This is a genomic window from Escherichia sp. E2661 (assembly GCF_004745185.1).
GTDB lineage: Bacteria > Pseudomonadota > Gammaproteobacteria > Enterobacterales > Enterobacteriaceae > Escherichia.
On record NZ_PDIG01000001.1, the window covers coordinates 20472 to 33821 of the forward strand.

Consider the following 13350-nt stretch of genomic DNA (forward strand, 5'->3'; position numbering starts at 1 on the left):
CAATCTGAAATATCGACAATGTGTAACTGATGATTTCAGCAGGCTGACAACGTGCGTTACGTTATGCCGGATGCGGCGTGAACGCCTTATCCGGCATATATATCACGTAATATCAATGAGTTGTATGACTCTGTAGGCCTGATAAGCGCAGCGCATCAGGCACTATGTCGTGCTTAGTGACGAGCGCGCACCAGCTGATACTTACGTGTCAGATACTCCACCGGTACGCTCCAGATGTGCACCAGACGCGAGAACGGGAACAGCAGGAATAACGTCATCCCCAACACCAGGTGCAGACGGAAAATAAACGCCACGCCATCAAGATGTTGAGAAGCGCCACCGTGGAAGGTCACCACCGACTGCGCCCAGCCAACCAGTTTCATCATCTCGCTACCGTCCATATGCTGGGCGGAGAACGGAATGGTCAACAGGCCCAGCGCGCACTGGATAACGAGCAGCGACAGGATCAGGATATCCGCTCCGGTAGTGGTTGCACGCACGCGTGGGCTGAACAGGCGACGCTTCAGTAACAGCACGCCACCAATCAGACACAGCACGCCGCTGGCACCACCAGCAAACATCGCCATTTTTGTTTCACTTCAATCGGCAACCACGCTTCATACATCCAGTGCGGCGTCAGCATACCGAAGAAGTGGCCGACGAAAATCCCCAGAATCCCGATATGGAACAGGTTCGACGCCAGGTTCATTCCTTTACGGTCCAGCATCTGGCTGGATGCCGCGCGCCAGGTGTACTGCCCGTAGTCATAACGCAGCCAACTACCAATCAGGAAGACCGCCCCGGCAATGTACGGGTAGATATCAAAGAAGAACATATTCAGGAATTGCATTAGTGCTGTCCTCCGGTGGTGATATTCAGATATTGCGGCGCGACGGCACCGGCAAAGCGACGCTGATGAGCAGTGATTGCTGAATCACCGCAGCCTTTGTCAGCAAAGAATTTAACCCTGCTCTTCTTCCCAGACAGCATCCAGCGCCTGCGGCGTATCGTCGCGCGCTTCATCGGCAATTTTTTCCGCCACTTTGTCGCTGTCGATAGCGGTATTCGCCAGTTTCAGCAGCAGGTCAAACAGCACGGCATAACGGCTTTCACGCTGTTGCAGACGCGCGCTCAGCAATGCCAGAATCGGCGCAATGTCTTTCAAACCCTCCACGGCTTCGCTTTGCGGCAGCTGCGCCAGGTATTCCAGATACAGCGGCAGATGGTCCGGCAATTCGCGGCTGTTTAACTGCAAGCCGTGCTGCTCGTACTGCGCCAACAGGTCAACCATTGCCTGACCACGATCGCGGGATTCACCGTGAACATGTTCGAATAGCAACAGTGACGTGGCGCGACCACGGTCGAACAGTTCGCTGTACTGCGCCTGGGCATCCAGCGGATCCAGCGCCGTTAAATCGCGCAGGAAAATGCCCAGCGCATGGGCATCTTCTTTCGACAAATTTTCCGACGCGGCAATCGCCTCGAACATCTCCTGTTGATGCTGCCATAAGGCAGCATCCGGATATTCAAGGAGACGCGATACAATCACGAGTTCGATCATGGATGCGGCTCCGTTTTGCTGGTCACATCGATGGCATCGATACGACGGCTGTTGAACAGATTGAATTTGGTATCTGAACCGTGGCAGCCGTCACCAAAGGTAAAGCCGCAGCCATTTTTCTCCGGGAAGGCTTCCCGCGCCAGTTCACGATGACTGCTCGGCACCACAAAACGATCTTCGTAGTTAGCAATCGCCAGATAACGATACATTTCCTGTGCCTGGGCTTCGGTCAGACCGACCTCTTCCAGCGCACGGGTATCAACTTTACCGTCAACGGTTTCAGCACGTTTGTAATGACGCATCGCCAGCATGCGTTTCAGCGCACGCAGTACCGGTTGGGTGTCGCCTGCGGTCAGCAGGTTCGCCAGATACTGTACCGGGATACGCAGGCTTTCGACGTCTGGCAAAATGCCGTTGCTGCCCAACTCGCCAGCGTCTGCCGCAGACTGAATCGGAGACAGAGGCGGCACGTACCAGACCATCGGCAAGGTGCGATATTCCGGATGCAGCGGCAGCGCCAGTTTCCATTCCATCGCCATTTTATAAACCGGCGACTGCTGCGCAGCTTCAATAACGCTCAGCGGGATACCGTCTTTAATCGCCTGCTCGATGACCTTCGGATCGTTCGGATCGAGGAACACGTCCAGCTGACGCTGGTAGAGATCTTTTTCGTTCTCGGTGCTGGCCGCACGTTCAATGGCGTCCGCATCGTACAGCAGCACGCCGAGATAACGGATACGACCGACACAGGTTTCTGAACACACCGTCGGCTGACCGGCTTCAATACGCGGATAACAGAAGATGCACTTCTCAGACTTACCGCTCTTCCAGTTGAAGTAGATTTTTTGTATGGGCATCCGGTGATGCACATACGCCAGCCACGGCATTTGTCCTGGTCGATCAGGACGATGCCATCTTCTTCACGCTTGTAAATTGCACCGCTCGGGCAGGTCGCCACACATGCCGGGTTCAGGCAGTGTTCGCACAGGCGCGGCAAATACATCATGAAGGTGTTTTCGAACTGGCTATACATCGCCTTCTGGATGTTGTCGAAGTTCTTGTCTTTCGCCAGCTTGTCAAACTCACCGCCCAGGTCATCTTCCCAGTTCGGCCCTTTTTCAATTTTCGCCATCCGTTCACCGGTAATCAGCGAACGCGGACGGGCAATCGGCTGCGATTTGCTGCCTTCCGGCGCGGTATGCAGGTTCTGATAATCAAAATCGAACGGCTCGTAATAATCATCGATCCCCGGCAAATGCGGGTTAGCGAAGATTTTACCCAGCAGCATGGCACGGTTACCCATGCGCGGTTGCAGTTTGCCGTTGATTTTACGGATCCAGCCGCCTTTGTATTTTTCCTGGTTTTCCCAGTCAGTCGGGAAGCCCTGGCCCGGCTTGGTTTCAACGTTGTTGAACCACGCGTATTCCACGCCTTCGCGGCTGGTCCAGACGTTTTTACAGGTAACTGAACAGGTGTGGCAGCCGATGCACTTATCGAGATTCAGCACCATGCCGACTTGTGAACGAATTTTCATTTTACGCTCTCCTGTACCTGGTCATTGCCTTCGCCATCTAACCAGTCAATGTTCTTCATCTTACGCACTACAACAAACTCATCACGGTTAGAACCTACAGTGCCGTAGTAGTTAAAGCCGTATGCCAGATGGGCATAGCCGCCGATCATATGCGTCGGTTTCGGCGTGATACGGGTGACCGAGTTATGGATACCACCACGCTGTTGGGTAATTTCCGAACCAGGCAGGTTAACGATACGTTCCTGCGCGTGGTACATCATGGTCATCCCTGCCGGAACACGCTGGCTGACAACCGCACGTGCAGTCAGAGCACCGTTGCTGTTGAAGACTTCAATCCAGTCGTTATCGGCGATACCCAGATCTTTGGCATCGGCTTCACTCAGCCAGACCACCGGACCACCGCGACCTAAAGTCAGCATCAGCAGGTTGTCGCTGTAGGTGGAGTGGATACCCCACTTCTGGTGCGGCGTCAGGAAGTTGAGCGCTTTTTCCGGGTTGCCGTTGGATTTCTGGCCCATCACTTCTTTCACCGAACGGGTGTCGATCGGCGGACGATAAACCAGCAGGCTTTCACCGAAATCACGCATCCACTGATGATCCTGATAAAGCTGCTGACGACCAGAGAGCGTACGCCACGGGATCAGCTCGTGAACGTTGGTGTAACCGGCGTTATAAGAAACGTGCTCATCTTCCAGACCAGACCAGGTCGGGCTGGAGATAATTTTGCGCGGCTGTGCCTGAATATCGCGGAAGCGGATCTTCTCGTCTTCTTTATTCAGCGCCAGATGCGTATGGTCACGGCCGGTAAATTCGCTCAGGGCAGCCCAGGCTTTCACGGCTACCTGACCGTTGGTTTCCGGTGCCAGTGTCAGGATCATCTCTGCCGCATCAATTGCGGTGTTCAGCATCGGCTGGCCTTTCGCCGGACCTTCCGCTTTGGTGTAGTTGAGCTTACGCAGCAGATCCATCTCGCTCTGGGTGTTCCAGGCAATCCCTTTACCGCCGTTACCGATTTTCTCCATCAGCGGGCCGATAGAGGTAAAGCGTTCGTAAGTTGCCGGATAATCGCGCTCTACGACCATAATGTGCGGTGCGGTTTTACCTGGGATCAGGTCGCATTCGCCTTTTTTCCAGTCTTTTACATCCAGCGGCTGTGCCAGTTCAGCGGCAGAGTCGTGCTGGATAGGCAGCGTGACGATGTCGGTTTCTTTACCCAGATGACCGACGCACACTTCGGAGAATTTCCTGGCGATGGCTTTGTAGATTTCCCAGTCGCTTTTCGCTTCCCAGGCCGGATCGACCGCCGCAGACAGCGGGTGAATAAACGGATGCATATCCGAAGTATTCATGTCGTCTTTTTCGTACCAGGTCGCCGTCGGCAAAATGATGTCGGAATAGAGACAGGTGCTCGACAGACGGAAGTCCAGCGTAACCACCAGATCCAGCTTGCCTTCCAGACCATTGTCCTGCCAGTCCACTTCTTCCGGCTTCACGCCGCCCTGCTGCCCCAGGTCTTTGCCCTGGATACCGTGTTCTGTCCCCAGCAGGTACTTGAGCATAAACTCATGACCTTTACCGGAAGAACCGAGCAGGTTAGAACGCCAGATGAACAGGTTACGCGGGTGGTTTTTACCGTTTTCTGGTTGTTCTGCCGCAAAACGGATGGAACCGTCTTTCAGTGATTTCACGGTGTAATCTACCGGATTCATCCCGGCTTTTTCTGCTTCGCGAGCGATAGTCAGCGGGTTAGTGCCTAACTGCGGCGCAGACGGCAGCCAGCCCATGCGTTCTGCGCGGACGTTGAAGTCGATCAGATGTCCGGTATAGCGGGATTTATCCGCCATCGGCGACAGCAGCTCTTCCGCAGTCACGGTTTCATAGCGCCACTGGCTGGAGTGGTTATAGAAATAAGAGGTGCTGTTCATGTGACGCGCCGGACGCTGCCAGTCAAGGGCAAACGCCAGCGGCTGCCAGCCGGTTTGCGGACGCAGTTTTTCCTGACCTACATAGTGCGCCCAGCCGCCCCCGCTCTGACCGACACAACCGCAGAAAATCAGCATGTTGATCAGACCACGGTAGTTCATGTCCAGGTGATACCAGTGGTTCAGACCCGCACCGACGATAATCATCGAACGACCGTGCGTCTTGTCAGCGTTATCGGCAAATTCACGGGCGATGCGGATAATCTGACTGCGAGAAACACCGGTAATCTGCTCAGCCCAGGCCGGGGTGTAAGCTTTCACATCGTCATAGCTGGTTGCACAGTTAACGTCGTTCAGGCCACGTTCCAGACCGTAGTTTGCCAGCGTCAGATCATAAACGGTGGTCACCAGGGCGGTGCTGCCGTCAGCCAGTTGCAGGCGTTTCACCGGCAGTTTGTGTAGCAGAATGTTTTCCAGTTCTACCTTGTTGAAGTGTTCCGTGCCGTCGCCGCCAAAGTACGGGAAGCCCACTTCAGCGATCTCATCCTGGCTACCCAGCAGGCTCAGTTGCAGTTCGGTTTCTTCGCCAGTTTTGCCGTCGCGCTGCTCAAGATTCCATTTGCCCTTCTCGCCCCAGCGGAAGCCAATAGAACCGTTCGGCGCAACCATTTCGCCATTGGTATTAAAGGCGACAGTTTTCCATTCCGGATTGTTTTCCTGGCCCAGCGCATCCACCAGATCGGCAGCGCGCAGCATACGACCCGCGGCGTAGTAACCGTCGCGTTCTTCCAGCATCACCAGCATCGGCATGTCGGTGTAGCGACGCACATAGTCGGTGAAATACTGGCTTGGGTTGTCGAGGTGGAATTCACGCAGCATTACGTGGCCCATCGCCAGCGCCATTGCCGCATCGGTGCCCTGTTTCGGTGCCAGCCACAGATCGCACAGTTTGGCGATTTCAGCGTAGTCAGGCGTGACAGCAACAGTTTTGGTGCCTTTGTAACGCACTTCAGTAAAGAAGTGAGCATCCGGGGTACGCGTCTGCGGCACGTTTGAACCCCAGGCGATGATGTAGCTGGAGTTGTACCAATCAGCGGATTCCGGAACGTCAGTTTGCTCGCCCCAGGTTTGCGGAGACGCAGGAGGCAGGTCGCAGTACCAGTCGTAGAAGCTCAAGCAAGTACCGCCAATCAGCGAGAGATAGCGCGCACCTGATGCGTAAGAAACCATCGACATTGCCGGAATTGGCGAGAAACCAGCGACACGGTCCGGGCCGTAGTTTTTGATGGTGTAAACGTTAGAGGCGGCGATCAGTTCGTTCACTTCCTGCCAGGAAGAACGAACAAAACCACCGCGTCCACGCGCCTGCTTAAAGCTTTTCGCTTTATCGGCGTCTTCAATGATAGAAGCCCATGCCTCAACCGGATCGCTATGCAGCGCCTTCGCTTCACGCCACATTTTCATCAGGCGTTTGCGCATCATCGGGTATTTCAGGCGGTTGGCGCTATAGAGATACCAGGAGTAGCTGGCGCCGCGCGGGCAGCCGCGAGGTTCATGGTTTGGCAGGTCCGGACGGGTACGCGGATAGTCAGTCTGCTGGGTTTCCCAGGTCACCAGACCGTTTTTAACGTAGATTTTCCAGCTACAGGAGCCGGTGCAGTTTACCCCGTGGGTAGAGCGGACGATTTTGTCATGCTGCCAACGCTGGCGATATCCATCCTCCCAGTCACGGTTGGTATTGAGAAGCTGGCCATGCCCATCGGCAAAGGTTTCGCCCTTCTGCTTGAAGTAGCGAAACCGGTCCAGGAATTTACTCATCGGTTTTCTCCTGTGGGAGCCTGTCGGCTCTCTGATAAATCGACATTGCTAATGTTTAAAGGCAAGGTAACGCTCTGAAACAACGTGGGAATTGATAACGATCAAGAGTGATGGGGATGAAAAATAAAGTAAATTCCTAAGATACTCCTTAAGGGTAATTAAGGATTTATATCTAACGGACTGTAAATTAATGGTTTTTATGCTATCTCACATTTATACATTTCGGATTTTTATACAGGTGGGTATTAAGGAGTATCCCCCATGGATGACATATTAATGGTGCTTAATTGACGCAATTGAAAATAATTATCGCCCTCAAAGTATGTTGTAACTAAATGGCAAGTAAAAAAAGCGCGACATTACGCCGCGCAAAGGATAATCAAATATTACGATTTATTTTTTAGAATGCCGACCGTATACCGCCCAGGTAATCACCACGCAGGCGATATAGAAAATCAAAAATACTTTCATTGCACCGACTGGCGAACCCGTTAATGCCAGTGAGCTACCAAACGCTTTCGGGATAAAGAAGCCACCGATAGCGCCAATCGCAGAGATGAAACCCAGCGCCGCAGCAGTGTCGGTTGCCGCTTCACGCATGGCACGTTCGTCAGAACCGCCTTCTGCTTTCACGCGATCCATCGTCAGTTTACGGAAGATCACGGAAATCATCTGGAAGGTGGAGCCGCTACCCAGCCCTGCGGTCAGGAACAGTGCCAGGAAGACCGCAAAGAACGCCATAAAGCTTCCGCCCTGTCCGTCAGTCGGTAAGGTGAGGAACAGCAAGCCACTGAAAATCGCCATCAGCACGAAGTTCACCAGCGTGACACGGGTACCGCCAAGACGGTCAGACAATGCACCACCAGCAGAACGCGCCAGTGCGCCAATAAACGGTCCGAAGAAGGCGTAGTGCAGAATCTGCACGTCCGGGAACTGCGTTTTTGACAACATGGCAAAGCCCGCAGAGAAACCGATGAAGGAGCCGAAGGTTGCCAGATACAGCAGGCTCATAATCCACAGATGCCCACGTTTGAGTACCGGTAACTGCTCCTTGATGGAGGCTTTCGAGGTAGCAAGGTCGTTCATGCCAAACCACGCCGCGATGGTAAAGATGGCGAGGAACGGCACCCATACCCAGGACGCGTTCGCCAGATACAGCTCGGTGCCATCAGGCTGTGTTACACCCTGGCTACCAAATGCAGCAAAAATTGACAGTGATACCACCAGCGGAGCAACCAGCTGCATGACGCTGACACCCATGTTGCCCAGACCACCATTCAGGCCCAGCGCGCCACCCTGCTTCTGCTTCGGAAAGAAGAAGCTGATGTTTGCCATACTGGAGGCGAAGTTCGCGCCAGCAAAACCGCACAGCAGAGAGATGATGATGAAGACGCTATAAGGCGTGGAGGTATCCTGAACGGCAAAACCCAGCCAGACGCAAGGAATAATCAGAATACCGGTGCTGAATGCTGTCCAGCGACGACCACCGAAGATTGGAACCATAAAGGAGTATGGAACACGTAATAATGCGCCAGAAACTGAAGGTAGCGCAGTCAGCATAAATAGCTGATCGGTCGTAAAATTAAAGCCGACTTTCGGTAGGTTCACCGCAACGGCACTGAATAACATCCATACGCAAAACGCCAGAAGCAGGCAGGGAACGGAAATCCACAGGTTACGGCTGGCGATGCGTTGACCGCGTTGTTGCCAGAACGCAGGATCTTCCGGTCGCCAATCTGTAATGACTGCTCCAGTAGCCCTTTCGGGGGCGGATGAGTGACTCATAGACACCTCTGATACTCGTTTCGATGTCTGCCACCTTAGTGTCTGTAGCCAAAGGCAATTTGATGTAAATCAAACGACAATATAACTTTATCTATCATTGATATTTATCATTACCCATAGTGAGTACAGAGATTTCATAAAAATTTTGAGATTTTTCACGACACTGTAAAATCCCTACCCTTACTGACGTAAAGCGACTAACCACACGGCAAATAAGGAGTAACTCTTTACGGGTATGGGTATACTTCAGCCAATAGCCGAGAATACTGCCATTCCAGAATGTATCGTCACATTCATTAAGGTTATTGCTCATTCAAAGCCTGAAGGAAGAGGTTTATATGCTTAAACGTTGTCTCTCTCCGCTCACCCTGGTTAATCAGGTTGCGCTGATTGTTTTGCTTTCTACCGCCATTGGACTGGCGGGGATGGCAGTTTCTGGCTGGCTGGTGCAAGGCGTTCAGGGCAGCGCCCATGCGATCAACAAAGCGGGATCGCTGCGCATGCAAAGTTACCGTCTGCTGGCGGCTGTGCCATTAAGCGAGAATGACAAGCCCTTAATCAAAGAGATGGAACAAACGGCATTTAGCACCGAGTTAACTCGTGCGGCAGAACGAGACGGGCAACTGGCGCAATTGCAGGGGCTACAGGATTACTGGCGCAATGAATTGATTCCTGCGCTGTTGCGTGCACAAAACCGCGAAACGGTGTCGGCAGACGTCAGCCAGTTTGTTGCCGGGCTTGATCAGCTGGTTTCTGGTTTCGATCGCACTACCGAAACGCGTATTGAGACAGTTGTGCTGGTCCACCGGGTAATGGCGGTCTTTATGGCGCTTTTACTGGTGTTTACCATTATCTGGCTGCGAGCGCGTTTGCTTCAACCGTGGCGACAATTACTGGCAATGGCCAGCGCCGTCAGTCATCGCGATTTTAGTAAGAGAGCGAATATCAGCGGACGCAACGAGATGGCGATGTTGGGGACTGCACTGAACAATATGTCTGCTGAACTGGCGGAAAGTTATGCCGTGCTTGAGCAGCGGGTACAGGAGAAAACTGCCGGACTGGAGCATAAAAATCAGATTCTCTCTTTTTTGTGGCAGGCCAACCGCCGTTTGCATTCCCGCGCCCCGCTGTGTGAACGCCTGTCGCCTGTGCTTAACGGTCTACAAAATTTAACCCTGTTGCGTGATATCGAACTACGGGTATATGACACGGAAGATGAAGAGAATCATCAGGAGTTTACCTGTCAGCCAGATATGAGTTGCGATGATAAAGGCTGCCACCTCTGCCCACGCGGCGTTTTACCTGTTGGCGATCGCGGCACTACGCTGAAATGGCGGTTAGCGGATTCTCATATGCAGTATGGTATTTTGCTGGCTACCCTGCCGCAGGGGCGTCATCTTAGCCATGATCAACAACAACTGGTGGATACCCTGGTTGAACAGCTCACCGCCACGCTGGCGTTGGATCGCCATCAGGAGCGCCAGCAGCAGTTGATCGTGATGGAAGAGCGTGCCACCATTGCGCGCGAACTGCATGATTCTATTGCTCAATCGCTCTCTTGCATGAAAATGCAGGTAAGTTGTTTACAGATGCAAGGCGACGCGCTGCCAGAAAGCAGCCGCGAACTGTTAAGCCAGATCCGTAACGAACTGAATGCGTCCTGGGCGCAGTTGCGTGAGTTACTCACCACATTTCGTTTACAGCTCACCGAACCAGGATTACGTCCCGCACTGGAGGCGAGCTGCGAAGAGTACAGCGCCAAATTTGGCTTCCCGGTGAAGCTGAATTACCAATTGCCGCCACGTCTGGTGCCTTCACATCAGGCAATCCATCTGTTGCAAATTGCCCGTGAGGCATTAAGTAACGCCCTCAAACATTCGCAAGCAAGTGAGGTGGTGGTTACGGTGGCGCAAAACGATAATCAGGTAAAACTGACCGTTCAGGATAATGGCTGCGGCGTGCCTGAAAATGCCATCCGCAGCAATCACTACGGCATGATAATAATGCGCGACCGTGCGCAAAGTTTACGAGGCGATTGCCGCGTCCGCCGTCGTGAATCAGGTGGCACCGAAGTGGTGGTCACCTTTATTCCCGAAAAAACTTTCACAGACGTCCAAGGAGATACCCATGAGTAATCAGGAACCGGCTACTATCCTGCTGATTGACGATCACCCGATGCTGCGAACTGGCGTAAAACAGCTTATTAGTATGGCACCAGATATCACCGTGGTTGGCGAAGCGAGTAATGGCGAACAGGGTATTGAACTGGCGGAGTCTCTTGATCCCGATCTGATCCTGTTAGATCTCAATATGCCCGGCATGAACGGTCTGGAAACGCTGGATAAACTGCGCGAAAAGTCCCTCTCTGGCCGTATTGTGGTGTTCAGCGTCTCTAACCATGAAGAGGACGTGGTAACCGCATTGAAACGCGGTGCAGATGGCTATCTGTTAAAAGATATGGAGCCAGAAGATTTACTGAAAGCATTACATCAGGCTGCCGCTGGCGAAATGGTCTTAAGCGAAGCGTTGACCCCTGTTCTGGCCGCCAGCCTGCGCGCTAACCGCGCTACGACTGAGCGTGATGTTAACCAGTTAACACCACGTGAACGCGACATTCTAAAACTAATAGCCCAGGGCTTACCGAATAAGATGATTGCCCGTCGCCTGGACATCACTGAAAGCACGGTTAAAGTGCATGTGAAACACATGCTGAAAAAAATGAAGCTCAAATCTCGTGTAGAAGCTGCGGTATGGGTGCATCAGGAACGTATTTTCTGATTACGGTTCCCAGATCGGTTCATCGTTCGACATTGCGTCGAAAGGTTCGGCAAGCGTTAGCGTGATCTCATTGGAGGAGACACGCTGCCCCTGGTTATCCTCCACCACTACCGACAATCGCCATTGATTGCTCGCCCCTTCCCCACTTTGCCAGTCCGGCATGATCAACGTCCAGCCATCCGCACTATTGGCAGTCGCTCCCGATGTCAGACTTAACATCTGCGTATCTCCCTGCCAGATCAATTGCCGAATACCGTAATGACTGCGAATTTGTAATTTCAGTGGCACGGTTTCACCAGGTTTAAGATCCCAGGGCGGCGTCGCCAGAAACACCGTTAAGGTTTTACGCTGCCGATACTCAATAGTCGGCAGATTATTTCGCTGCGGATTGTCATAGCGACTACCGCGTAGCGACTGGCTTTCAGCAACTTCGCCAGCAGAAAGCTGTTTGTTGAGCGGCACGCCAAAACGGTAGTTAATATTCAGTCCGAGGTTATTTTGCCTTTCTCCACTTTCCCCCTGTTTATGCAGGGCGGTTACTGTAACGAGTGGGACAGGTGTGTAATTTAGTCCAAGACTCAAGGCGACGGGATTGTGATAACCCGTGCCAGTGTTAAACAAATCAACACTCTGACCAAAATATTGTTCGAGGCTAACGCTGGTGTTGATATGCTGGTAAAACGGCATCCGCATCCGGGCCGTCAAGTCGTAACCACGCGCCATTCGTTGCTCGAGCGTGGCGGTCTGTTCACGCCAGGAGGCAAAAGGCTGGTAATAGTTTGCTGACAACCGCAAATATTCCCCCCACGCTTCGGCACCGAAACCTGCTCGCTGGAGATTTTGATCCAGCAAGTTGTCATAAAAAGTGTTATATCCCACCAGCCAGTTGCCACGCGCCCAGCGTTGGCCTGCGCCAAGGTTACTGACCAGACCATCATCCTGCTGAGTGAGCCCAATCTGGCTCCATGTAAGATAACGTTCGTTATCCTGTAGCGGTACAAACCAGCTCCCCCGGCTACCTGTAAAATGTCCTTCGTTATCCACTTTGACGTCGACACTGGCGTTCCCCCACGGCGATAGCAGGATTCCACGTGCTGATTGACCTGCTGGCTAAGCGCATCGCGGACTTTTCCCAACGCAAAAGCTCTCGCCTGCTCGCCAGTGTCCTGACCTTTATCAGTCATACTGGTTTCACCAAAATCTTTCACAATTTCAGCAAAATGTTTTTCACCGTCATGATTTTCCGCTGCCATTCCTAAGTCAGGAAGAGCGTCACTGTCGTTATCAAAAGGATTTGCCGCTTGCTGCTTAAAAGAGGACTGTGCGCTAGCTATACCGCCTGCCAGCAGCAAGAGTAAACAAATTGCGATAATGCGGGGGACGAAACGGCTCAAAACGTCAGTAATTTCCAATAAAAATGAACAGCTACAGCTTTATAGAATAACGATTACTGGTAATTTTTCTTGTACTTTTGCATGCTTTATGACAAATCCTAAAAAATGTGTCGGATTGGTCAGACAGCACACAAGCTGTAAGATAGAAACTGAACATCTAATTCCCTGAATACAGGAGTAAATAATGCAAAGAATCGTGATCGTTGCCAATGGCGCCCCCTACGGGAGCGAATCCTTATTTAACAGCCTGCGGCTGGCCATTGCGCTACGAGAGCAGGAAAGCTACCTGGATCTGCGTCTATTCCTGATGTCTGATGCGGTCACTGCCGGATTGCGCGGACAAAAACCTGGGGAAGGCTATAACATTCAGCAAATGCTGGAGATCCTCACGGCGCAAAATGTGCCAGTGAAATTGTGCAAAACCTGCACCGATGGTCGTGGCATCAGCACACTTCCACTGATTGATGGAGTGGAAATTGGTACTCTGGTAGAACTGGCGCAATGGACGCTGCTTGCCGATAAAGTGCTCACATTTTAAGGTAAGTATGGGGCGCTCAA

The 13350-nt window shown here is 52.5% G+C and carries 5 protein-coding genes and 4 pseudogenes; 3 read left to right on the forward strand and 6 right to left on the reverse strand.

Features of this window, described 5'->3' with window-relative positions:
- Positions 1-173: 173 nt before the first annotated feature.
- The 5 genes and pseudogenes from narI to narK form a co-directional block, all read right to left on the reverse strand.
- Positions 174-850: pseudogene (narI, locus tag CRI63_RS00105) on the reverse strand (respiratory nitrate reductase subunit gamma).
- A pseudogene (gene narJ / locus CRI63_RS00110) lies at positions 850-1561 on the reverse strand (nitrate reductase molybdenum cofactor assembly chaperone). The pseudogenes narI and narJ overlap by 1 nt, the downstream one beginning before the upstream one ends.
- A pseudogene (narH, locus tag CRI63_RS00115) lies at positions 1558-3095 on the reverse strand (nitrate reductase subunit beta). Before narH ends, narJ begins: the two co-directional pseudogenes overlap by 4 nt.
- Positions 3092-6835, reverse strand: a complete 3744-nt coding sequence (locus CRI63_RS00120; RefSeq protein WP_130222807.1) for a nitrate reductase subunit alpha — start codon at positions 6833-6835, stop codon at positions 3092-3094. The pseudogene narH and the gene CRI63_RS00120 overlap by 4 nt, the downstream one beginning before the upstream one ends.
- Before the next feature lie 393 nt (positions 6836-7228).
- Positions 7229-8620, reverse strand: a complete 1392-nt coding sequence (narK, locus tag CRI63_RS00125; RefSeq protein WP_130205687.1) for a nitrate transporter NarK — start codon at positions 8618-8620, stop codon at positions 7229-7231.
- Between the two features lie 338 nt (positions 8621-8958).
- On the opposite strand from narK, the gene narX reads away from it, so the two are divergent.
- Both narX and narL read left to right on the forward strand, forming a co-directional pair.
- Positions 8959-10755, forward strand: coding sequence for a nitrate/nitrite two-component system sensor histidine kinase NarX (gene narX / locus CRI63_RS00130; protein WP_135518126.1), 1797 nt, complete (start codon positions 8959-8961; stop codon positions 10753-10755).
- Positions 10748-11398, forward strand: a complete 651-nt coding sequence (gene narL, locus CRI63_RS00135) for a two-component system response regulator NarL (RefSeq protein ID WP_000070491.1) — start codon at positions 10748-10750, stop codon at positions 11396-11398. Before narX ends, narL begins: the two co-directional genes overlap by 8 nt.
- Here narL and CRI63_RS00140 read toward each other — a convergent pair.
- A pseudogene (locus CRI63_RS00140) lies at positions 11399-12792 on the reverse strand (YchO/YchP family invasin). It abuts the gene before it with no gap.
- A 184-nt stretch (positions 12793-12976) separates the two neighbouring features.
- Here CRI63_RS00140 and ychN point away from each other — a divergent pair.
- Entirely contained in the window at positions 12977-13330 is a 354-nt protein-coding gene (gene ychN, locus CRI63_RS00145; RefSeq protein ID WP_064528737.1) for a DsrE/F sulfur relay family protein YchN, read from the forward strand.
- The last annotated feature ends 20 nt before the right edge of the window (positions 13331-13350 follow it).

What these genes read in the sequence shown, in the direction of transcription:
- CRI63_RS00120 (WP_130222807.1), bottom strand. Translation starts at nt 6,835, where the DNA reads ATGAGTAAATTCCTGGACCGGTTTCGCTACTTCAAGCAGAAGGGCGAA.
- narK (WP_130205687.1), bottom strand. Translation starts at nt 8,620, where the DNA reads ATGAGTCACTCATCCGCCCCCGAAAGGGCTACTGGAGCAGTCATTACA.
- narX (WP_135518126.1), top strand. Translation starts at nt 8,959, where the DNA reads ATGCTTAAACGTTGTCTCTCTCCGCTCACCCTGGTTAATCAGGTTGCG.
- narL (WP_000070491.1), top strand. Translation starts at nt 10,748, where the DNA reads ATGAGTAATCAGGAACCGGCTACTATCCTGCTGATTGACGATCACCCG.
- ychN (WP_064528737.1), top strand. Translation starts at nt 12,977, where the DNA reads ATGCAAAGAATCGTGATCGTTGCCAATGGCGCCCCCTACGGGAGCGAA.